We start from the raw sequence: 21,824 nt of genomic DNA, 5'->3' as shown, positions 1-21,824 counted from the left end.
TTCCCCCTCGCTTCGCTCGACCCCGGACAACATTCCCCCTCGCTTCGCTCGACCCCTCTGGACATAGAGTGTCGCAATGGCCGGAACTGCGACCCCTGCGACCAAAATCCTCGAGAAGTCGAAGACCGCCCATCAGGTTCACAGCTACGACCACGACCCGCGCGCGGAATCCTTCGGCGACGAGGCGGTCACCGCCCTGGCCGGGGCTGTCGGTGTCACGGCAGATCAGATATTCAAGACTCTGGTCATCAAGCTCGATACGGGGAAACTAGCCGTTGCCGTGCTCCCCGTCCCAAACAAACTCTCGCTGAAAGCCGCTGCCGCCGCGCTCGGCGCAAGCAAAGCCGTCATGGCCGACCGCGCCGACGCAGAGCGCTCGAGCGGCTATGTCTTCGGTGGCATCTCCCCGCTGGGGCAGCGCAAGAAACTGCCGACGGTGATCGATGCGTCAGCACTCGAGTGGGATCGCGTCCTGTGCAGCGCGGGCCGGCGCGGACTCGAAATCGAACTGGCACCTGGCGACCTTGTCGATCTGTGCGGCGCGACGACAGCGTCGATTACTGCCGGCTGACAATTACTCGAACAGAGCCGTGGGCCTAAAGTCCCGAACCCGCCTACACCTAAGGCCCCGTCACTAGCCAGTCGACGGGACGTTTCCCGGAGAGATTCACCCCCGAAATCACCCTTTGCGCCGCATCCGAAATATGTTCCGACGCAATGGATTAGCGCATTTCTGTGAAATGGCGCACGATCAGCAAATCGGACTTGACGGACATAGCGACCATCGAGTTACCTAGTAATTGAAGGATTGATCAACTACCCACCGCCATCGGCACACTCTTCGATTCGACCTGCCCGGCCTTGCTGTGCCGTGCGTCCATCCGAGCCTGTGCGCCGCCGCTTTCGGGACCGAAAGGCCATACTGTCGTGAACAATCAGCGCGGACGTACCAAGATCTACGCAGCAGCAGTAGCCGTCGCCAGTTTCACCGCATTCGCGGCTGCGGCTCCGGCAGCGGCAACAGATGGCGACAACGGCGAGGCGACAACGGCGCAGACAACCGCCGAGTCACCCTCCACCACCGAGTCGGCAACGCCTTCCGAGTCCACGCCAGCAACAACTCCAGCAACGTCGTCGGCAACTTCGGAGACCACAACGGCAGCGACCACAACCCCCTCGGCAAGCACAACAACGCCGTCGGTTGCCGCACAGTCGACCCCGACATGGACCACACCGACAGACGGCATCGCCGCAGGTGGGCGCGAATATTCCGTCTCTCCCGGAACCGTGACGGTCTACTACCCCGACGGCCAGAGCGCTGCGATGGGCCAGCACATCAACCTGAAGATCACGAACCCCGACACCGGCGAGACCATGCAACTGGGGACACACATCGACGGCAACGGGCAGTGGACCGAAAAGTTCATCGGCCAATCCCCCTGGGTGCTCGATATTTCCTCACACCCGAACTTCCCGGGGTGGGAAAACTTCGATATCACCTGGGTGCAGGTCGACGGCCAGAACTACCACTACGGCGAGCACGGTGAACCGCCGATGCCCTCCGATCCCAAGACACCCGAAACAACAACCAGCACAACAACACCCGTGACCACCACAACGGTGACGACAACCCCCGTCACAACAACACCCGTCACGACCACCACCGAAGTAACGACCACAGAACCGACCACCACCACGGTCACCACAGAACCGACCACCACAGAACCGACCACCACCACGGTCACCACAGAACCGACCACCACAGAACCGACCACCACCACGGTCACCACAGAACCGACCACCACAGAACCGACCACCACCGAAGTAACGACGACGGAACCGACCACCACGACGTCTGCGCGAGTCACCACGTCCTCCGCAGTGTCGACACCGTCGGCAACGTCGATTCCCACAACCACCACTCGGGTGATCGTTCTTCCCCCGATTCTCGTGGGAATCCCGAAGATCGACGGTGGGACCCCGGCGCCCACGACGGGACCGTCGAAGGAACCGGTGTACGTGGTCACTACCCCCGAGGGGTACAAGGTCCACGGTTACGACGATCCGCAGGGCACATTTGTACCTCTGGCCTACGACGACGCTCTGGTGTTCCAGACCGGGGCAGGTGAGTCCACCGGACCGTCCGGTGTGCTGATCGCCGGAATCGGCGGCGCGGCATTGCTGGTCTCCGCCGCGGGTGCATTTGTTTTGCGCCGTAAGAATGCGCCGAACCAGCACTGATCGGTGTCGTGTCCTGATCCTGGCAATACTCTTTCTGCTACTGCCAGGGTGCGCGATCTCCGGACAAGCTCGCCTCGAGGCCGCGCACACATCGGCCGACACGATTCCTGCCGATTCTCTGCAATCGCAGTCGGTCCCGATGGCCCAGCCGACACGGTTGTCGATCGCCGATCTGGGGATCGACACGAAAGTGCTCCCGATGCCCGCAGGCGCCTGCCCCGTGCTCGATCCACCGACCCTGGCGGACGCGTATTGGGTCGGCTGCCGCAGCGAGCCTGGAACAGACAGTGACGGAACGGTTTTCGTGATCGGCCACGCCGGCGCCGGGACTGCGGCAGTGTTCGACACCCTGCCGGACATCGTGGCCGGCAGCCGGGTGCTGATCGAAACGGATTCCGGCACACTCGAGTACACGGTGCGTTCGACTGCGCTGTACGAGAAGTTCGGCGAAGCGCAGGAGTCGCCGGAACTGCGCCTTCGACAGCCTGGACGGCTCGTCCTCGTGACGTGCTACCTGGAGAACGGAACAACGCTGTCGTCGAAGAACTTTGTTGCCTACGCCGAGATCACCGGCGCCCTGGCTCGATGAGGGATTCGACCACGCGGCGTAGTGGGAGTCGCTAGCCTCTGGGCCATGAACCTCACGTCTGTCCGACCACACCTGACAACGCTTGCAGTGGCCGCCGCGCTCGCGATCTCGCTCACCGCCTGCGCAAGTAGCGACAACACGACCAAAGAGGTCACCGTCGTCGGAACAGGTGAGGTTCGCGGGGCCCCTGACATTCTCAGTGCGGGCATCGGCGTCGAGGTTGTTGCGCCGGATGTGTCGGGAGCGGTATCCCAAGCGAACGAGAAGGCCCGGGCGATGATCGACGCGATGGTCGCCGCGGGTGCAGCTGCCGACGACATTCAGACCAGTGATCTGTCCGTCCAGCCGCAGTACGACGGATCCGGTGGGCCTTTCGGCGGCGCAACAGTGACGGGTTACCGCGCGACCAACTCGGTGCGGATCGTCGTCCGGGATCTGAGTAAAGCGTCGGCCGTGCTCGACGCGGGGATCGCCGCCGGCGGTGATGCGGCGCGCCTCAATACAGTCGCCTTCGATATCGACGACGATTCGGCGCTACTCGCCGACGCTCGGACCCGGGCCTTCGAGGACGCACAGAACCGCGCGGAGCAATACGCCGATCTTTCCGGAACCTCGCTGTCGAACGTCATCACCATCACAGAAGCACCCGGCACCACCGGCGACCAGACAATGAGGGCACCCGGTGGCGCGATGCTCGATATGGCCATTGCACCGGGAACCCAGCAGGTGTCCTTCGAGGTCACCGTGACGTGGGCCTTGGAATGACGTGGCTTTGGAATGACGTGGCCTTGAATGACGTGGCGCTCGACTAGAGCAGACTGATCTGCTCCCCTGCGCGGTCGACGTCCGGCTCGATCAATTCGCGCCCGTTGTTCTTGACGCTGTTGACGAGGGGCCTCACTCGGTCGATCTCGATCCCCGAGAACAGTTCGGGCGCCGGTTCGAGCAGTGACGGGTTCGCGCCGTGATCGGGATCGAGCCAGGCGTCCCAACGATCACGGGGCAGGGCGAGTGGCATCCGGTCATGTACCTGTTCGAGGTGGCCGTGCGAGTCCACGGTGACGATCGAACAGCTCAGAACCGGATCGGCGTTCTCGATCCGTGGATCGCGCCACGCCGACCACACTCCGGCCATGAACAGCCTCGATCCGTCGCCGCGGTGCATGTAGTACGGGATCTTCGACGCTTTCTTGCCACCCTGCGGTTCGGTCTGCCACTCGTACCAACCATCCATCGGGACGAGACAGCGCTTGTATTTGAATGACGTTCGGAATGCCGGTTTCTCCGCCAGGGAATCGGCGCGCGCGTTGAACAGAACCGGGCCCTTGCCCAATTCTTTCGTCCACGAGGGCACCAACCCCCATCGCATCTGCCGAATCCGCTTGGCCGGATCGCTGTCGGGGTTCTCGCGATCGTGGCGCTCGACAACCGTCAGCACCGGCGTCGTCGGTGCCACGTTGAAATCCTCGGCGACGGCCGACGAGTGATCGGTCTCGTCGATCGCATCGAGTTCGACTGCCAGGCTCGCCGGGTCCGCTGTGGTCGCATACCTTCCGCACATGACACCCAGGGTGGCACGGTTTCGACCAATCTCCCACTGATGAGAGAAGATGGACCTCGTGAGTCTGAGTCTGTGGAGCGCCCCTCTAGCCCAAACGCCGGTCGACGCAGTGGTGACACTGCCCGGATCGAAGTCCATCACCAACCGAGCCCTGATTCTGGCAGCGTTGGCGGACGGTCCGTCCACCCTCACCGGCGCCCTCCGCAGCCGTGACGCAGACCTCATGATCGCGGCATTGCGTGACCTCGGGATCGGTATCGAGGAAGCGGGCGATCCCAGCACGCTCGCCGTCACACCCGGACCGCTGCGCGGTGCCGACGTCGACTGCGGGCTCGCCGGTACCGTCATGCGATTCCTCCCGCCCCTGGCTGCAACGGCTGACGGCGTCGTCCGTTTCGACGGTGACGAGCAGGCCCGGACGCGGCCACTCGGCACTATCCTCGATGCTCTGCGAGGCCTGGGCGCGCAGATCGACGGCGACGCTCTGCCGTTCACCGTGACCGGAACCGGGTCGCTGCGCGGCGGAACCGTCACCATCGACGCATCCGGTTCGTCACAGTTCGTCTCAGGCCTGCTGCTCTCGGCCGCAGCGTTCGAGCAGGGCGTCACCGTGCACCACACCGGCAAGCCGGTTCCGTCGATGCCACACATCGACATGACCGTCGAGATGCTGCGCGAAGCCGGAGTGTCCGTCACGACTCCGGCCACGGGCGGCGACGCCGACACCTGGCGGGTCGAACCCGGACCGGTGCGCGCTATCGACTGGGTCATCGAACCCGATCTGTCGAATGCCACACCATTCCTGGCAGCAGCGGCTGTTACCGGCGGTACCGTCAGCGTGCCGTTGTGGCCGTCGTCGACAACGCAGCCCGGCGACGCGATCCGCGATATTCTCGCCTCGATGGGAGCCGAGGTCACCCTCGCCGACGGCATCCTTACGGTGCGAGGTCCCGAAACGTTGCGCGGCATCGACATCGACCTGCACGACGTCGGTGAACTCACCCCGACGGTTGCGGCGCTCGCCGCGCTGGCAGAGGGAACGTCTCATCTGCGCGGCATCGCACACCTGCGGGGCCACGAGACGGATCGACTGGCGGCACTGGCGGACGAGATCAACAAGCTGGGCGGGTCCGTCACCGAAACCGATGACGGCCTGACCATTGTCCCCGCGAAACTGCATGGTGGGCAATGGCTCTCGTACGCAGACCATCGCATGGCCACGGCCGGCGCGATCATCGGCCTGGTCGTCGACGGCGTGGAGGTCGACGACGTCGCAACCACGGCCAAGACGCTGCCGGGCTTCGAGAACATGTGGACAGACATGCTGGCAACCTCCGCGCGAAAGGCAAGCTTCTGAGTCCGCGGCAGTACGACGAGTCCGACGTCCGGGTCCGCCCCGGTCGCGGATCACGCCCACGCACCAAGACCCGCCCTGAGCATCTCTCTGCCGAGTCGGGGATGGTGGTCTCGAAGGATCGTGGCCGGTGGGGTTGCGTCCTCGGCGGCGATCCCGACCGGCTGATCGTGACGATGCGCGCCCGTGAACTGGGCCGCACGCCCATCGTCGTCGGTGATCAAGTGGACATCGTCGGCGATCTGTCGGGCAAGACCGACACCCTCGCTCGCATCGTCCGGGTCTCCGAGCGTTCGACCGTGCTACGACGCACCGCTGACGATACGGATCCGTTCGAGCGCATCGTGGTCGCCAACGCGCAGCAGTTACTGATCGTGGTTGCCTTGGCTGATCCGCCGCCGCGCACCGGATTTGTCGAGCGCGCCCTGGTCGCGGCATATGTGGGCGGTCTCACGCCGATCGTGTGCCTCACCAAGAGCGACCTCGAACCGCCGGAGGAGTTCGCCAGCACCTTCGCCGACCTCGACATCCAAGTGGTCGTGGCCGGTCGTGACGATCCGCTGGACGAACTCACCGCCATCCTGCACGACAAGTTGACGGCCCTGATCGGGCACTCGGGCGTCGGTAAGTCGACGTTGGTGAATCGCCTTGTCCCCGACGCCAATCGAGCCGTCGGCATCGTCTCGGGCGTCGGCAAGGGACGGCACACGTCGACGCAGTCTGTGGCCCTCCCCCTCGCCGAGGGTGGTTGGGTAATCGACACGCCGGGCATCCGATCGTTCGGCTTGGCCCACATTTCACCGGAGAATGTTGTCGCCGCTTTCTCCGACCTCGCGGCACAGATCGAGGATTGCCCTCGCGGATGCACGCACCTCGGCCCGCCCGCGGACCCGGAGTGCAAGCTGGATCTTCTCGAAGGAAAATCGGCCCGTCGTGTGATTGCCGTGCGGCAACTCCTCGAGGCCATCAAATCCAACGACCAGTACTGACAAACGAGAAAAGCCCAGACACCGATTTCGGTGTCTGGGCTTTTTCGGTAGTTGATCAGCGCAAGCCGAGCAGGCTCCGCAGCTTTCCGCTCTTACGCTTTTGCGCTATGGCGCTCTTGAGTCCACGACGACGGCCGGTGACCGGATCGACGCTCGAGGCGGCGTTGCCGTCGAACATCAACTCGGATGCCGTTTCCGGCGCATTGTCGACGGTGTCCTTGAGGTACTTGTTTGGCAGCGACAACTTGGCGATGGTGCGCCACGACTTGGCGTACTGCACCAGGAAAGGCCCGGTCGTGTAAGGCAAGTCGTACTTGTCGGTGAGCTCACGAACCTTGACCGCGATGGCCGGGTACCGGTTGCTCGGCAGGTCGGGGAACAGGTGATGCTCGATCTGGTAGCTGAGGTTGCCGGACATGAAGTCCATCAGCTTGCTGCCCTCGATGTTGGCGCTACCGAGCATCTGACGCAGGTACCACTGCGCCTGCGATTCGCCGTCGATATCTGCCTTGGTGAACTTCTCGGCGCCGTCCGGGAAATGCCCACAGAAGATGATGGCGTTGGTCCACAGATTGCGGATGATGTTCGCGGTGAAATTCGCACTGAGAGTGCTCTTCCATGCCGGTCCCGTGAGTGCCGGGTAGACGACGTAGTCCTTGACCAGTTGCTTGCCGACCTTCTCGCCGACCTCACGCAGCTTACGACGCGTGTCGTCCATGTCCGCGCGGCCCTTGGCCACCTTGCCGAGCTCGAGATGCTGCGCGGCGATGCCCCACTCGAAGAAGAGCGCAAGCAGGGTGTTGTACACGAGGTTGCCGGCATTGAACGGCTTCCATCGCTGGTCACGGGTGACGCGCAGCAGTCCGTATCCGACGTCGTCGTCCATGCCGAGGACGTTGGTGTACTTGTGGTGCAGGAAGTTGTGGGTCTGCTTCCAGTGCGCCGACGGGCCGGTGACGTCCCACTCCCACGAGCTCGAGTGGATTTCCGGATCGTTCATCCAGTCCCACTGCCCGTGCATGACGTTGTGGCCGAGTTCCATGTTCTCGATGATCTTCGCGACACCGAGAACGCCGGTGCCGAGCAGCCACGCCGGGCGCTTGCGGCTGGCGAACAGGATAGCGCGACCACTGACCTCGAGGGTCCGCTGAAGACGAATGACGTTACGGACGTAGCGTGCGTCTTTCTCGCCACGCGAATCCTCTATGTCGCGACGGATCGCATCGAGTTCACGACCGAGCGCTTCAACGTCGGCTTCGGTGAGATGCGCATATTCCTTGACGTCTGCAATCGCCATGCGGGCCTCCTACGGTGAGTTCTTGTCGAAAAGTTCATGCCGAACGGATTCAACACGACCTACTCTAGCGTAAGTTACGGCACCGTAGGTTAGCTTTTGCTCGATGTAATCTATATCACTTCTTGCGCTTCGGCAGGCGAGAACGCGCCTGCGACTTCAAAGCCGTCAACAGACCCAAGCGCTTGCCGGTCACCGAATCGGTACGCAGATCGTCGACCATCGCCATCGCAGCACCCTTGAGTCCCGGCTCCCGGAACCGCAGCTCCGAGGAAGTCTCCGGCGCATTGTCCGAGGTCGCGATCAACCACTTGTCCGGCAGGGCCAGCTTGTGAATGGTGCGAAGCGCAAGCAGATACTGCTTGAACAACGAACCTGTCGTGTACGGAAGATCGAACTTCTCGCACAGCGCACGCATCTTCACAGCAATCTCCGGATAGCGATTACTCGGCAGATCCGGGAAGACGTGATGCTCGATCTGGTAACTCAGGTTGCCGCTCATGAACCCCATGAGCTTTCCGGAATTGAAGTTGGCGCTACCGAGCATCTGACGCAGGTACCACTCGTGACGTGTTTCCTGCTCGAACTCTGCGACGGTGAACTTTTCCGCACCATCGGGAAAATGGCCGCAGAAGATGACCACGTACGCCCAGAGGTTACGAACGAGATTTGCCGTCGCATTAGCCGTCAGCGTCGATTTCCACGCGGGCCCGGTCAGCAAGGGGAACACCACAAAATCCTTGCCGACCTGTCGGACGATCTTGCGTGCAAAATCCTTGTTGGCCTGGGAGTTCAGCTGCCCCTTCGCAGCACCTTCCAACTCGGAAGCCGCAGTCAGGTCATGCAGGGCGATGCCCCACTCGAACGTCGCCGCAAGAATGACATTGGCAATCGGCTGCAGAAGATTGATCGGCTTCCACGCCTCGTCCCGCGTCATCCGCAGGATCCCGAAGCCAAGATCCTCGTCCATCCCGACAACATTGGTGTACGTGTGATGCTGGTAGTTGTGGGCACGTTTCCAGTGCTCGGACGGGCCCGTCTGATCCCATTCCCACGAACAGGAATGAATCTCCGGATCGTTCATCCAGTCCCACTGCCCGTGCATCACGTTGTGCCCGAGTTCCATGTTCTCGATGATCTTCGAGATACTCAGCAGCGCCGTGCCCGCCAACCAGGCGGGACGGTACTTGCTACCGAACAGGGCGATACGACCGCCGAGTTCCAAGGCGCGCTGGACGCGAATGACCCGACGAATATAGCGAGCATCCCGGATTCCACGAGAGTCTTCGACATCGAGTCGAATCTGGTCCAGTTCACGCCCGAGCGCTTCGACATCAGCTGCGGTGAGGTGCGAAAACTCTTTGATGTCGGTGATTGCCACCGTTGTCCTCCGTGTGCCTAGAAGCTATGCGTCCAGCGTACAGTCGCCCGCCGCGGCGGAAATGCATGTCTGGATGCGTTCACCCTCGACATGCTGCTTTCCCGAGCGTAGGTCGATTGCATGACCGGAAACGAGAGGTACAACACAAGTCTGGCAAATGCCCATTCGGCAACCGAAAGGCATCAGAGCGCCGGACTGTTCCCCGGCTTCGAGAAGTGTTGTCGCACCGTCCACCGTGACGGTCTTTCCCGACTTCTCGAACGTGACGGTGCCGCCGTCTGCGGACGCATCGATCCTCGACACCGCAAACCGCTCCATGTGCAGGCGGTCTTCGATCCCCTCGGCCTTCCACACGTCGTCGATCTCGTCGAGCAACGGCAGGGGTCCACAGGCCCAGGTGTGACGCTCACGCCAATCCGGGCACACCTGATCGAGTGAACTGAGCTTGAACTTTCCGTCGCGGCGCGTCAGCTGAATGTGGCTGACAAAATCCTCGTGCTCGGCATGTAGTGCCGTCAGTTCGTCCGCGAACATGACATCGGATTCCGTGGGAGCGGAGTGCACGTGCATGACGTCGGGCAACTGCCCTCGACGATTCATCGTGCGCAGCATGCCCATGACAGGCGTGATTCCGCTGCCGGCGGTGATGAACAGGACCTTCTCCGGCGGCGGGTCCGGCAACGCGAAGTTACCGGCCGGCGTGGCCAGACGGACGATCGTGCCGGACGGAACAGCTCCGCTGACCAGGTGGCTCGAAAGGAAACCCTCGGGCATCGCCTTCACCGCGATGGAGATCTTCTTGTTCTCCCAGTTGGGCGGCGACGTCAACGAGTACGACCGCCAATGCCATCGCCCGTCGATGTGCAAGCCGATACCGATGTACTGCCCCGGCTGGTAATTGAAGTCGAAACCCCAACCCGGCTTGATCACGATCGTCGCGGAATCCTGAGTTTCCGGTCGAACCTCGACGATCCGGCCACGCAGTTCGCGCGCCGACCACAACGGATTTGCCAGATGAAGGTAGTCGTCAGGCAAGAGAGGTGTGGTCAATCGCGCTGCGGCACCGCGCAGCAAATTGAGCTTCGACCGCGCTGCCGGAACTACCGACGCTGCCGGTGCCTCGATCCAGTCCTTCAGACCCATCAGACCTCCACCTCTCACCTGCAATGCTCACCCGCACTACCTATGCCTACGCTATCGTAGGTCATCAGGTTACGGTACCGTAGGTTACTTCATAGTAAGGACAGCGGGTGTCCGATTTCAGAGCAGGTCGAGCAGGAACGGCAACTCTTGCGCCGCGTACCACGCCAACTCGTGATCTTCCGCGTCACCGAGGGTGAACTCGGCATCCGTGTCGCCGAGATCGGCAGCATCGACAATCGCCGCCGCCCGCTCGATATCGGGTTCGGCTTGCGCAAGATCAACATGAACGGACGCGACCTGCGCCATCGTGACCGGGCCGGCCAAGCGGACTACCGCGTCATCGAGATCCGGACGCAACTTCGCGTCGTCGACATCCGCGGCAACCACCGCACGCCGGAACGTCACCGGTCCGTCAGCGCCGGCAATCAAGCGCAACGACGCCCGCGCCGCCTCACTCATCGCGACTTCCGCCAACTCGTCGTCGTCCCCGGCCGCATAGGCCTCACGCAGTGCCGGAGTGACGGCAAACGCAGTCCGACTCATCGCGTCGAACTCCTGATCGGCAACCAAACGCTGCAGAATTTCCACAGTTGCCGGTACGTACACCCTCATGAGACCACCTTCGTTGGACTGTCACGACGCGCGAGAAACACCTACCGACTGGCGTCGGTCAACTCCTCGAGAGACTCGAAGAGCAACGAACGCACCACGTCGACGTCCGACATCGCGTCACGGTCGGCATTCAAACCGTAGTAGACATTCCCGTCATACGACGTCAAGGCAATACTGAGTGTCTGATTCTTCAGCAATGGCGAGACCGGATACATCTCCTCCATCCGCGCGCCACCGATGTACAGCGGAAACTGCGGACCCGGCGCGTTGGTGATCATGAGGTTGAACATGCGCTGCGAGAGACTGCTGGCCGCGCGCGCACTCATCGCATGGAGTGTGGCGGGTGCGAACCCGGACATCTTCACCATCGTCTGAGCGGTCACCCGACGGCCCTGACGCGCGAAAGCTTCCGTTGCATGCGCGACGTGCGACAACCGGACGACAGCATTGGGCTCCCCCACCGGCAGGTCGATCAGAAACGACGACACGTGGCCGGGCGCCTGCGGGTCCTCGACGTCCGGGTTGTCCGGCCCGTCGATGTACACGGACATCGGCACCAGCGCGCGGACAACGCTCGCCTCGGTCACCGGCTCCCCCCGCGACAACAGCCAGTTCCGCAATGCCCCGGCGACCACCGTGAGGATCACGTCGTTGATCTCGCACCCGTACTTCGCCCGAATCTGTCGGTAGTCGTCCAGCGGAGTCTTGGCGACGGACAATCGTCGACTCCGCGTGATCGGCGCGTTGAGTGGATTGTTAGGGGCGACCTGCGCGGCCGTACGCACCACTGCGGCAATCTTGCCGACAGCACTGACCGCCTCCGTCATCGACGTCGTCACGTCGCCCAACGCCGCCCTCGCGCGAGCCACCCCTTCACCCGGACTCGTCACCAGATCAGCGAGCGCACCGATGAGCAGATTCAGATCACTGGGTGGTGGGGCAGGCATCCACAACTCTTCTGCGCCGGGCTGACGCTTCTCCTGCGGATCGAACAAGACCTGACTGATCTCGAGCGCGGTTTCACCGTCGACCAAAGCCGAATGCGATTTTGTGAAGATGGCAAACCTGTCGTCCGCCAGCCCCTCGACGAGGTACATCTCCCACAGCGGCCGAGTGTTGTCCAGCGGCCGGGAAATGAGGCGCGCGATCAGATCGTTCAACTGTTCGGCCGATCCCGGTTTCGGTAGCGCCGACCTACGCACGTGATACGTGATGTCGAAATCTCGATCGTCGACCCACACCGGACGTGCCAGACCCAGAACAACTTCCCGGACCTTCTGCCGGTACCGCGGCACCAGACTGAGTCGCTCCTCTACGAGCCGCAGCAATTCGTTGTGATCGATCCCGGTGCCCGGCTGCCGGAAGATCCCCAACGAACCGACGTGCATCGGAGTGCTGCCGGCTTCGAGAAAGTAGAAGGCTGCGTCCTGAGTCGTCAATCTGTTCACCATGATTGATCACCCGCCGGCGTGTCTTTCAAAGCAACACCATCCGAACTCGCCGCACCGTCCACATCGAGCAGGATCGACAACTCCTCGATCGTGTCGGCCGCGTCGTAGTGATGGACACCCACCATTCCGACATCGACGGCGCCTCGAACATTCACCTCGAGGTCGTCGACAAACACGCAGTCCGCCGGACGCAGACCCAACCGTGTTGCGGCCAGAAGGTAGATATCGGCATCCGGCTTTGCCATGCCGACGTCACCGGAGAGCACGACGTCGTCCACCAACACCCCGTCGCCGAGGTCACGGAGCCACTGGGCGTCCGCTCCGCCCGGGTCGTTGCTCACGATTCCCGTCGCGATGCCCGCGCTACGAGCCCGCCGAACCACCGCGCTGAGACCGTCCAGGTCGGACCCCGGACCGAACAGCACGCCACCCACATCCAACAGAAGTCCCCGCACCAGAATTACATTAGGGTGCGGCCGTGATCTCTGCGACATCTGCAGGGGTTCGTGTCATACTTCTCACCATCGTTCGGGGGAGCGATGCAAAAAATATCCGGGGGATACATCATGACCATCGACCAACTCCACACACCACAACGCTTTCTCCAACCCGCGCCGCAGTGCGAACCGCCTGCCGATTCCCTGATGATCAGGCGACCGTCTGCCCGAACCGAACGAGTGCTGGGCACCGCACGCAGAACACCACACAGTGGAACATCCGGGCACAGTGGAACATCAGGGCACAGTGGAACATCGGGGCAATCCAGCCTAACTGCCGAGCCCGTCGCACCCGGTGCCGATGTCTTCTGGAACACGTCTCTGCGCCTTGTCCTCGAAGTCCTCGACCAACGACGAAGTCCCGCACACCTCAAATCAGTACTGTCTCCAACTTTGATGGAACTTGTTCAGCGCCTTTCCATTTCGCATGATCCGACGCGCGGACTCGGCGCCGCTCGAACCCACCGCACACACGTGAACACCGCCTCGCCCCACGCGGCCGAAGTGTGCGCGACCTTTCGACGCGGCCCACGAACCTTTGCGATTGCCGCCAGGATCGAGAACACCGACAACAAAGGCTGGATGGTCACCGCACTACACGTGGTGTGAGCATCCAGCCTTTGTCGGGTGGAAAAGTCAGCGCCTGAGAATCAGCGCTTGCGCTTGGACTTGGGTGCGCGGTTGCCCTTTGCCTGCGTGCGAGCGGCTTCACGACGCTCACGACGCGACGCGGTGTCCCCCGCGTCGACGGCCGGATCGCGTGTGGCCTTTGCCTTCCCGTCCTCGTCCGGGCCGGTGTACGTCAGCCTGGACGGGCCGTCGTCGTCAAGTCCCTTGGCGCGCAAGGCCGATGGAGCTGCCGTACCCGTGGAACCTGCCGCCGCTTGCTGCGTCGGCAGCGGCTTCGGTGCGGTCGCGGACGCCGCGGCAGCGGAACCGGCCGTGACCGAGATACCCGAAGAAGGTTGCGCAGGAGTGGCTTCGACCTGAAGGTTGAAGAGGAATCCGACGGACTCCTCCTTCAAGCCGTCGAGCATGCCGATGAACATGTCGTAGCCCTCGCGCTGGTACTCGACCAACGGGTCACGCTGCGCCATCGCGCGCAGGCCGATACCTTCCTTGAGGTAGTCCATCTCGTAGAGGTGTTCACGCCACTTGCGGTCGAGCACGGACAGGAATACCCGGCGCTCGAGTTCGCGCATTCCGTTCTCGCCGGCAATCGCGTCGATTTCGGCTTCACGCTTCTTGTACGCGGCATGTGCGTCGTCGAGCAGTGCGGTGCGCAGCTCGTCACGGGTGAGGTCGCTGGTGATCCCACCGTCCTCGCCCACGAGAGCCTTGTAGTCGATACCCACCGGGTAGAGGGTCTTGAGTGCCGTCCACAGCTGCTCGAGATCCCAGTCCTCGACATATCCTTCAGCAGTCGCGCCGTCGACGTACGCGGTGACCACGTCGGTGATCATCTGCTCGACCTGGCCCTCCATATCCTCACCTTCGAGGATCTGGCGGCGTTCCTTGTAGATCACGGTGCGCTGCTGATTCATGACCTCGTCGTACTTGAGGACGTTTTTGCGAATCTCGAAGTTCTGCTGCTCGACCTGAGTCTGCGCGCTCTTGATGGCCTTGGAGACCATCTTGGCTTCGATCGGAACGTCGTCCGGAAGATTGAGGCGCGTCATGATCGACTCGAGTGCGGAACCGTTGAATCGGCGCATGAGCTCGTCACCGAGCGAGAGGTAGAACCTGGATTCTCCCGGGTCGCCCTGGCGTCCGGAACGGCCGCGAAGCTGGTTGTCGATACGACGCGATTCATGGCGTTCGGTGCCAAGCACGTACAGGCCACCGGCATCGCGAACCTTCTCGGCGTCGGCCTTGACGTCTTCCTTGACGCGGTTCAGGACGTCGTCCCACGCGGCTTCGTACTCTTCCGGCGTGGTGACCGGGTCGAGGCCGTTCTTGCGCAGTGCGATGTCGGCGATGATGTCCGGGTTACCGCCCAGCACCACGTCGGTACCACGACCAGCCATGTTGGTGGCCACAGTCACCGCACCGGAACGACCGGCCTCGGCGATGATCGTCGCTTCCTTTTCGTGGAACTTGGCGTTGAGGACGTTGTGCGCCACTCCGCGCTTGGTGAACTGCTTGGACAGGTACTCCGAGCGTTCGACGCTGGTGGTACCGATCAGAACCGGCTGACCGTTCTCGTGACGCTCGACGACGTCGTCGACCACTGCGTCGAACTTGGCTTCCTCGGTCTTGTAGATGAGGTCGCCGTTGTCGACACGGATCATAGGGCGGTTGGTCGGGATCGGAATGACACCGAGGGTGTACGTCTGGTGCAGCTCCGCGGCCTCGGTCTCGGCGGTACCCGTCATGCCGGACAATTTTTCGTACAGACGGAAGTAGTTCTGCAGGGTGATCGTGGCGAGGGTCTGGTTCTCAGCCTTGATCTCGACCTTTTCCTTGGCCTCGATTGCCTGGTGCATGCCCTCGTTGTATCGACGGCCGACCAGCACGCGGCCGGTGAACTCGTCGACGATGATGACTTCACCGTCGCGGACGATGTAGTCCTTGTCCTTGGTGTAGAGCTCTTTGGCCTTGATGGCGTTGTTCAAGTAGCTCACCAGCGGCGAGTTCGCTGCCTCGTACAGGTTGTCGATGCCGAGCTGATCCTCGACGAGTTCGACGCCGGCCTCGTGGACACCGATGGTGCGCTTGCGGATGTCCACCTCGTAGTGGACGTCCTTCTTCAGGAGCGGCGCGATACGTGCGAACTCGCTGTACCACTTGCTGGAGCCGTCGGCCGGACCCGAGATGATCAGCGGCGTGCGGGCCTCGTCGATCAGGATGGAGTCGACCTCGTCCACGATGGCAAACGCATGTCCACGCTGGACCAGATCGTCCAGGGAGTGCGTCATGTTGTCACGCAGGTAGTCGAACCCGAACTCGTTGTTGGTGCCGTACGTGATGTCGGCTGCATACGCGACTCGACGCTCGGCCGGCGTCATACCCGAGAGGATCACGCTGGTTTCGAGTCCGAGCGAGCGGTGAACACGGCCCATCCACTCGGAGTCGCGCTTGGCGAGGTAGTCGTTGACCGTGACGACGTGAACACCGTCACCCGCGATGGCATTGAGATAGGCCGGCAACACACAGGTCAGGGTCTTGCCCTCACCGGTCTTCATCTCCGCGACATTGCCGAAGTGGAGTGCCGCGCCACCCATGATCTGCACGTGGAAGTGCTTCTGGTCGATGACTCGCCACGACGCTTCACGCGCGACGGAAAAGGCCTCGGGCAGCAACTCGTCCAGCGTCTCACCAGCGGCGTAACGCTCGCGGAACTCGTCGGTCTTGGCCTTGAGTTGATCGTCTGTCAGGCCTTCTACCTCGGGCGACAGTGATTCGACATGCTCAGCAATGTGCTTGAGGCGCTTGACCATGCGACCTTCACCAACACGGAGCAGCTTCGATAGCGACAGCGACGGCACAGTCTTGTTCGTCCTCAATCTTCGGCAACAAATGGGTGACACAGTAAAAATCCGGCCGGGGTCCGAAAACTCCGGCCGGATTCCATGGTAGGCGCTAACTCGAGGTTGCGAGGCAACCCACCTACAGATCGGTCACGTCAGGCGGATCAGGCCGTAGTCGAATGCGTGCCGACGGTAGACGACGGACGGCTTGTCGGACTCCTTGTCATGGAAGAGGAAGAAGTCGTGACCGACCAGTTCCATCTCGTAGAGAGCGTCGTCGATGTTCATCGGCTCGGCTGGGTGATCCTTGGTGCGGACCACGCGGCCCGGGCCGTCGTATTCGTCCGGTTCTTGACCGTTCAGCGAAATATCGGGCGTGGCACCGAGTGAGTCTGCGTCGACTAGCGAGGCGGTTGCCTCGGCGACGGACAGCGGTCGCTTGTCACCGTAATGGACCTTCTTGCGGTCCTTGGTTCGACGGAGGCGGCTCTCGAGTTTGTCGATCACCGATTCGAATGCGGCATAGAAGCTGTCTGCGGCGGCTTCTGCTCGCGCTACCGGTCCTTTGCCGCGGGCCGTGATCTCGACTCGCTGGCAGTTCTTGGACTGACGTCGATTACGTTCGTGCTGAAGTTCCACGTCGAAGTGGAATATGGAGGGGTCGAAGTGTTCCAGTCGCGCCAGCTTGTCCGAAACATAAACTCGGAAGTGATCGGGTATCTCGACATTGCGTCCCTTGACGACGATGTCGGACTTCGGAACGGTGGTTTGCGTGGAACGCTCGGTCGTGGCGTCCTCGATGAAAAACGAGGCTTGCGAAGGGGTCGTCACTCGTACCTCCCAATTACGGCCCCGCTCAGTGTTTGAGCGGCGGCAAGTTCTTCAAGTACCGAGAGGGGATCCGCCCGGCATCAGGATTGAAGTACCACCTCCCACCTGTTTTCGGGTGTGCCGCCGACGCTAGTACGTAATCCGCGCGAGTGCCACTGTTAGCCCGAAATTCATTTACACACCGGCAACAACGAGCACGAGAGTTGTCCGGATTCCGATCCTCGCGAGCACCCGAATCGATTCTGCCGCAGTCGCTCCCGTCGTCAGCACGTCATCGAGGAGCACTACGTCGACGTCTCGATCCACCAATCCGGCCCCCGCGCGTGTCACGACGATTTTCTCGGCAACGTTGGTGGCCCGAGCAGCGGCAGACAACCCGACGGAATCGCGGACGCCACGCGTCATGGCCAATGCCGAATGAACTTCGGCACGGCGCGGCGGCAAGACCTCACAGGCCGCATGAGCAATGCGGCGGACCGGATCCCCGCCGCGCGAACGAGCGGCGCGCGAACGGGACGGGGCCGGGATCAGGACCAAAGTCCGACGCGTCGGATGGTGGAGCTCACCCCACCGCGCCAGATGCGTCAACGCTTCGGCCACAGCGACTCCCAAAGGCGCCGCGAGGTCGCGTCGGCCGCGCTCCTTGATCTCGATCACACTGCGCCGTCTCGCGCCACTGTATGGACCGAGCGCCCACGCCGGCGCGCCGGGATCGACTCGAGGTGTGAGCCGGATCGGATGATCGCGAAGCAAGGCGACGCAGTCCTCGCACCATTGCACACCGATCCGTCCGCATCCCCCACACTCACGCGGCAACACCAGATCGAGCGCTGCCCCACCGATACTGCTCCATGTCCGAAAACCGCCGACCCCCATGCCTGTCAGTGTGCATCCGCCCACCGACAGCAACCCCCGTGCACCACCGGGAAACTCAGCCGGGCAGTACCGGAATCGCCCTCTGCCCCGTCAATCCAGGCACCTCACGCCACAACCTGTCGCCCGCGGGATCGTTGTTGTTCAACTGGAAAACTGCTCGGGCATCGGCAACGTACTCGGTGGTGGGCGACGCGTCGACGGACACCACCGGCGCCGTGAGATTGCCCCGGGGCAACGAGTCCATTCGAGAACCGTCGATCGCGACCTGCACAACGGGTACATCGGAGTTGTTGCGTGCGATCACAATGGTGTCGCTGTTGCTCCAGTCGAGTGAGAGCGCTGTGCTGCCCAATCCCGGAGCCACAGCCCGCGGACTGGTCAACGCGAAAACGCCGCTGGGCAGGCGGACCACGGTCGCCAGGTACACCTTGCCGTCGATGATCATCGCCGCTCGAACTCCGTCGCGGGACAGGCGCAGCTCGGTAATGTTCGATCCCAGTGGGATCAAAGCGCCCACGTCCACGTTCATGACCGACGTCCGACCGGTAGTGGGCTCGCGAACCACGCGCACCACGGTGTTGCCGTTCACCGCCGCCCAGATCGTGTTGTTGTCGATTTCCCACGTCGGCCTGGTGATCACCGGGGCGTCGAGGACCGGGGCTGCACCTTCGGTGTATGGACCGAGTGTCAGCGAAAATCGTTTTGCAGGATCAGGATTCGCGGTATCCGCCACTGCGGCGACGGTCTTGCCGTCGCGAGAGAGCGCAACAGACGCAAGATTGCCTGCAGTTCCGGCAAATCCGGGCACGGGTGTGACCGCTTGTTCACCGACACTGACCAGTGAACCGTCGCGTAGGGCGTGCAACCCGACCGTCGCACCGGTCGTCGCCAGCGGATTCGTGGAGGCGACGTCGGCCGTTGTCCAGCCTTCCGGATGCGCTGCGTCCAAGGGCGCCCCGTCCACCAGCAAAACGTAGGGTCCGGCGATGTCGGCGCCGGCCAATGTCCAGATGATCTGGGCGGCAAACAAAGCGCGAGTTTCGGGGTCCATCGACTGACCGATCCGGAAATCGATGCGGATGCCCCCGAGACCGACTCCCACCTGACCGGATCGACCGTCGGCCTTCGTGATGGGCCCGATCACCGAGACGCCTGCGCCCAGTTCGTTGCGGACCGCCGACGCGAGCGCCTGCTTGGGCCCCTCGATCAGCAGGCCGACCAACTGCGATGTCATCTGGTCCTGGGAACCCGATATCCACCGCAGATCCGGAACCATGGTCTGTCCGCTGGGATCCGGAAAGTACAACGACTTCCGTTGGTACGCACCGAGGAACGCCGCGCGCTCCATGATCACACCCGAAGGAAGATCGCTGATCCGCCACTCGCCGTCGACCAGAGTCAGCGTCATCTTGGCTTCGTAACTGCCGTCCTCGGGAACGTAGATTCCCCCGGCTTCGAGACGCCCGACCTTGTTGACTCGAATCGTGTAGATCGCTTCCTGATCGGTCCGCGACTCCGAGAGCGTGTCGACCTTGTCGACGATGATGGCGCTTGCTGCGTCGTCCCATTTTGCGGACATCTCGGGAGTCAGGTACTGCCGTGCCGCGAGGTGCCGGTTCGCGGGTTCGGTGCTCGCTTTCACGAAGTCCCGCACCAACAAATCGGGCTCACGCCCCGAGGCCGGCGGAGCAACGGGAGTCCCCGGCGCCACAGTGGCAAGCGTCCCGATCGCCTGCGGCGACGACGAGGCAGGCAAGCTCGCGCACGCACCGGTCAACAGCATCGCGCTCAAGCTCAGCGCCAAGAGACCACGGCGGTATCGCTGCATCACGAACGCTCACCCCCTTGCGAGCCGGTTCGTGATTCGGTCTCGTGCGGCGTCGGAATCGACGACGTGACCTCACCGACCTCTTCGGCGACGATGTCCGCATTGGAGGGTGTGCGCACGAACTTGGCCGTCGTCGGCTTCAGCGGTAGCGGGCTGGACACCAGCTTCTTGCCGCGCACTCGCGGCAACGTCAGACGGAAGCACGCGCCGACACCGGGCTCACCCCAGGCTTCGAGTTTGCCGTCGTGCAGATTGGCGTCCTCGACGCTGATCGCCAAGCCGAGACCTGTGCCGCCGCTACGACGGACCCTCGACGGATCGGATCGCCAGAAGCGGTTGAACACAAGTTTCTCCTCGCCGGGACGCAGCCCGACACCACTGTCACGAACGATGAAGGCCAGAGCGTCGTCGTCGGCTCGCAAGCGCAGCAGGATGGGTTTTCCTTCTCCGTGATCGATGGCGTTGGCGAGTAGGTTCCGCAGGACCCGTTCGACTCGCCGCGGATCGACGTCGGCGATCACCGGATCGTCTGGCATGTCGACTATCAATTCGGTGCCGGATTCACGGGCGAGGTGGCGGACGGTGGACACCGCGGCCCGCGCACACATCCGGACGTCGAGTTGCTCGGACGCAAGTTCCGCAACGCCGGCGTCGTGCCGGGAAATCTCGAGCAGATCGGCCAGCAGACCTTCGAACCGGTCGAGTTCGGCAACAAGCAGTTCCGACGAGCGGCGGAGTATCGGATCGAGGCTCTCGCTGCCGTCGTGGATGAGGTCCGCGGCCATCCGCACTGTGGTGAGCGGGGTGCGCAGTTCGTGGCTGACATCCGATGTGAAGCGTTTCTGCAGATTGCCGAACTCCTCGAGCTGGGTGATCTGCTTCGACAGGCTCTCCGCCGTTTCGTTGAAAGACATTGCGAGACGAGCCATGTCGTCCTCACCGCGAACCGGCATACGTTCCTTGAGTCGGCCGTCGGCGAAGCGCACCGCGATCCTCGACGCCGATCGGATCGGCAGCACTACCTGCCGCGCGACGAGCAGAGAAATCGCTGCCAACAGGACCAGTAGGACAGCGCCACCGATCAACAGGGTGCTGCGGACCAGCGACAGACTGCGATCCTCACTGGCAAGTGGGAACACGAGATACAACTCGAGGCCGGAGATCGACGATGCCGTGGGACTGCCGATGATCAAGGCCGGGCCGGAATACCCTTCGGGATCCGAGACCGTTGCGAACTGGTAGGCGATCTGTCCGTTGTGAACGAACTCACGCAAGTTGTCGGGGATCTGATCAGCCGGCCCGGCAAACACCGGATCTCGGGGCCCGTCCTGCTCGACGATCAGCGCGGGATCGAAGGTGCCCGCAGAACCCGATGCTTGACCGCCCGCCTGATTGCGGCTCGTCAAACTTGACGCCGCACTCTCGAGTTGGTCTTTGAGGGCTGCACTGCCGTCGACGCCGGCCAACTGATCTTCGACGACGCCTCGGGCGCGATCCATCTCCTCCGTGGCGGCGGTGATCTTCGCTTCGAGCAGCCGGTCGGTGATCTGGCTCGTGAGCACAACACCGAGGATCACGATCACAATCAGCGACAACGACAACGTGGAGACGACTACCCGCAATTGCAGCGATCGTCGCCACATGTGGGCGAGGGTGTTACTCAGTGAGTGGCACCACCGGAGAAAAGGCGTCAGCCACCGATTGAGG

General features: G+C 62.6%; 19 protein-coding genes. 7 read left to right on the top strand and 12 right to left on the bottom strand.

What is annotated here, in order from left to right; genetic code table 11:
• The first annotated feature begins 76 nt into the window (after nucleotides 1–76).
• From ybaK to RG2_RS05980, 4 genes are all read left to right on the top strand, one after another.
• Complete coding sequence (gene ybaK / locus RG2_RS06000) at nucleotides 77–571, top strand: Cys-tRNA(Pro) deacylase (RefSeq protein ID WP_033231178.1); 495 nt, start codon at nucleotides 77–79, stop codon at nucleotides 569–571.
• Between the two features lie 356 nt (nucleotides 572–927).
• Nucleotides 928–2,241, top strand: a complete 1,314-nt coding sequence (locus RG2_RS32050) for a hypothetical protein (protein ID WP_176580388.1) — start codon at nucleotides 928–930, stop codon at nucleotides 2,239–2,241.
• Between the two features lie 139 nt (nucleotides 2,242–2,380).
• Nucleotides 2,381–2,830, top strand: coding sequence for a class F sortase (locus RG2_RS05985; RefSeq protein WP_165826269.1), 450 nt, complete (start codon nucleotides 2,381–2,383; stop codon nucleotides 2,828–2,830).
• 45 nt (nucleotides 2,831–2,875) lie between these two features.
• On the top strand, nucleotides 2,876–3,595 hold the full coding sequence (locus RG2_RS05980; protein WP_033231180.1) for an SIMPL domain-containing protein: 720 nt from the start codon (nucleotides 2,876–2,878) through the stop codon (nucleotides 3,593–3,595).
• A 43-nt stretch (nucleotides 3,596–3,638) separates the two neighbouring features.
• On the opposite strand, the gene RG2_RS05975 is transcribed toward RG2_RS05980, so the two are convergent.
• Complete coding sequence (locus tag RG2_RS05975; protein ID WP_033231181.1) at nucleotides 3,639–4,391, bottom strand: SOS response-associated peptidase; 753 nt, start codon at nucleotides 4,389–4,391, stop codon at nucleotides 3,639–3,641.
• A 49-nt stretch (nucleotides 4,392–4,440) separates the two neighbouring features.
• On the opposite strand from RG2_RS05975, the gene aroA reads away from it, so the two are divergent.
• Both aroA and rsgA read left to right on the top strand, forming a co-directional pair.
• Nucleotides 4,441–5,748 carry a 3-phosphoshikimate 1-carboxyvinyltransferase gene (gene aroA, locus RG2_RS05970; protein ID WP_033231182.1) on the top strand — a complete coding sequence of 436 codons (1,308 nt, stop codon included), beginning with the start codon at nucleotides 4,441–4,443 and terminating at the stop codon, nucleotides 5,746–5,748.
• Nucleotides 5,703–6,734 carry a ribosome small subunit-dependent GTPase A gene (rsgA, locus tag RG2_RS05965; protein WP_033231183.1) on the top strand — a complete coding sequence of 344 codons (1,032 nt, stop codon included), beginning with the start codon at nucleotides 5,703–5,705 and terminating at the stop codon, nucleotides 6,732–6,734. Before aroA ends, rsgA begins: the two co-directional genes overlap by 46 nt.
• Nucleotides 6,735–6,789: 55 nt before the next feature.
• On the opposite strand, the gene RG2_RS05960 is transcribed toward rsgA, so the two are convergent.
• From RG2_RS05960 to RG2_RS05935, 6 genes are all read right to left on the bottom strand, one after another.
• A complete protein-coding gene (locus tag RG2_RS05960) occupies nucleotides 6,790–8,031 on the bottom strand; it encodes a fatty acid desaturase family protein (RefSeq protein WP_033231184.1) in 1,242 nt (413 codons plus the stop codon).
• 115 nt (nucleotides 8,032–8,146) lie between these two features.
• Complete coding sequence (locus RG2_RS05955) at nucleotides 8,147–9,409, bottom strand: fatty acid desaturase family protein (protein ID WP_033231185.1); 1,263 nt, start codon at nucleotides 9,407–9,409, stop codon at nucleotides 8,147–8,149.
• Between the two features lie 24 nt (nucleotides 9,410–9,433).
• Nucleotides 9,434–10,552 carry a ferredoxin reductase gene (locus RG2_RS05950; RefSeq protein ID WP_033231186.1) on the bottom strand — a complete coding sequence of 373 codons (1,119 nt, stop codon included), beginning with the start codon at nucleotides 10,550–10,552 and terminating at the stop codon, nucleotides 9,434–9,436.
• A 117-nt stretch (nucleotides 10,553–10,669) separates the two neighbouring features.
• Entirely contained in the window at nucleotides 10,670–11,164 is a 495-nt protein-coding gene (locus tag RG2_RS05945) for a DUF6912 family protein (protein WP_033231187.1), read from the bottom strand.
• 41 nt (nucleotides 11,165–11,205) lie between these two features.
• Complete coding sequence (locus RG2_RS05940; RefSeq protein WP_033231188.1) at nucleotides 11,206–12,615, bottom strand: WS/DGAT/MGAT family O-acyltransferase; 1,410 nt, start codon at nucleotides 12,613–12,615, stop codon at nucleotides 11,206–11,208.
• Nucleotides 12,609–13,070: an HAD-IA family hydrolase gene (locus tag RG2_RS05935; RefSeq protein ID WP_033231189.1), complete on the bottom strand. Its 462-nt coding sequence runs from the start codon at nucleotides 13,068–13,070 to the stop codon at nucleotides 12,609–12,611. The genes RG2_RS05940 and RG2_RS05935 overlap by 7 nt, the downstream gene beginning before the upstream one ends.
• Before the next feature lie 111 nt (nucleotides 13,071–13,181).
• Here RG2_RS05935 and RG2_RS05930 point away from each other — a divergent pair, with 111 nt between their 5' ends.
• Complete coding sequence (locus RG2_RS05930; protein WP_033231190.1) at nucleotides 13,182–13,721, top strand: Rv3235 family protein; 540 nt, start codon at nucleotides 13,182–13,184, stop codon at nucleotides 13,719–13,721.
• A 41-nt stretch (nucleotides 13,722–13,762) separates the two neighbouring features.
• Here RG2_RS05930 and secA read toward each other — a convergent pair whose 3' ends face one another.
• The 5 genes from secA to mtrB form a co-directional block, all read right to left on the bottom strand.
• On the bottom strand, nucleotides 13,763–16,600 hold the full coding sequence (secA, locus tag RG2_RS05925; RefSeq protein ID WP_033231191.1) for a preprotein translocase subunit SecA: 2,838 nt from the start codon (nucleotides 16,598–16,600) through the stop codon (nucleotides 13,763–13,765).
• A gap of 132 nt (nucleotides 16,601–16,732) precedes the next feature.
• Nucleotides 16,733–17,413: a ribosome hibernation-promoting factor, HPF/YfiA family gene (gene hpf, locus RG2_RS05920; RefSeq protein WP_033231192.1), complete on the bottom strand. Its 681-nt coding sequence runs from the start codon at nucleotides 17,411–17,413 to the stop codon at nucleotides 16,733–16,735.
• 174 nt (nucleotides 17,414–17,587) lie between these two features.
• Nucleotides 17,588–18,289 carry a ComF family protein gene (locus tag RG2_RS05915; RefSeq protein WP_051730209.1) on the bottom strand — a complete coding sequence of 234 codons (702 nt, stop codon included), beginning with the start codon at nucleotides 18,287–18,289 and terminating at the stop codon, nucleotides 17,588–17,590.
• Between the two features lie 55 nt (nucleotides 18,290–18,344).
• The gene (lpqB, locus tag RG2_RS05910; RefSeq protein ID WP_033231193.1) at nucleotides 18,345–20,117 is read right to left on the bottom strand and encodes an MtrAB system accessory lipoprotein LpqB; all 1,773 of its coding nucleotides are present in this window, start codon (nucleotides 20,115–20,117) and stop codon (nucleotides 18,345–18,347) included.
• Nucleotides 20,117–21,760, bottom strand: coding sequence for an MtrAB system histidine kinase MtrB (mtrB, locus tag RG2_RS05905; RefSeq protein WP_230589968.1), 1,644 nt, complete (start codon nucleotides 21,758–21,760; stop codon nucleotides 20,117–20,119). Before mtrB ends, lpqB begins: the two co-directional genes overlap by 1 nt.
• Nucleotides 21,761–21,824: the final 64 nt, after the last annotated feature.

The organism is Rhodococcus globerulus NBRC 14531, from assembly GCF_001894805.1.
Lineage (GTDB): Bacteria > Actinomycetota > Actinomycetes > Mycobacteriales > Mycobacteriaceae > Rhodococcus_F > Rhodococcus_F globerula.
Note: the sequence above shows the minus strand (reverse complement) of the source record. Positions and strands in the feature narration are given on the sequence as shown.

Bases quoted from the DNA above. Each gene is read 5' to 3' on its own strand.
- ybaK (WP_033231178.1), top strand. From the start codon at position 77: ATGGCCGGAACTGCGACCCCTGCGACCAAAATCCTCGAGAAGTCGAAG.
- RG2_RS05985 (WP_165826269.1), top strand. From the start codon at position 2,381: ATGGCCCAGCCGACACGGTTGTCGATCGCCGATCTGGGGATCGACACG.
- RG2_RS05980 (WP_033231180.1), top strand. From the start codon at position 2,876: ATGAACCTCACGTCTGTCCGACCACACCTGACAACGCTTGCAGTGGCC.
- RG2_RS05975 (WP_033231181.1), bottom strand. From the start codon at position 4,391: ATGTGCGGAAGGTATGCGACCACAGCGGACCCGGCGAGCCTGGCAGTC.
- aroA (WP_033231182.1), top strand. From the start codon at position 4,441: ATGGACCTCGTGAGTCTGAGTCTGTGGAGCGCCCCTCTAGCCCAAACG.
- RG2_RS05960 (WP_033231184.1), bottom strand. From the start codon at position 8,031: ATGGCGATTGCAGACGTCAAGGAATATGCGCATCTCACCGAAGCCGAC.
- RG2_RS05950 (WP_033231186.1), bottom strand. From the start codon at position 10,552: ATGGGTCTGAAGGACTGGATCGAGGCACCGGCAGCGTCGGTAGTTCCG.
- RG2_RS05945 (WP_033231187.1), bottom strand. From the start codon at position 11,164: ATGAGGGTGTACGTACCGGCAACTGTGGAAATTCTGCAGCGTTTGGTT.
- RG2_RS05940 (WP_033231188.1), bottom strand. From the start codon at position 12,615: ATGGTGAACAGATTGACGACTCAGGACGCAGCCTTCTACTTTCTCGAA.
- RG2_RS05930 (WP_033231190.1), top strand. From the start codon at position 13,182: ATGACCATCGACCAACTCCACACACCACAACGCTTTCTCCAACCCGCG.
- RG2_RS05915 (WP_051730209.1), bottom strand. From the start codon at position 18,289: ATGGGGGTCGGCGGTTTTCGGACATGGAGCAGTATCGGTGGGGCAGCG.
- lpqB (WP_033231193.1), bottom strand. From the start codon at position 20,117: ATGCAGCGATACCGCCGTGGTCTCTTGGCGCTGAGCTTGAGCGCGATG.
- mtrB (WP_230589968.1), bottom strand. From the start codon at position 21,760: ATGTGGCGACGATCGCTGCAATTGCGGGTAGTCGTCTCCACGTTGTCG.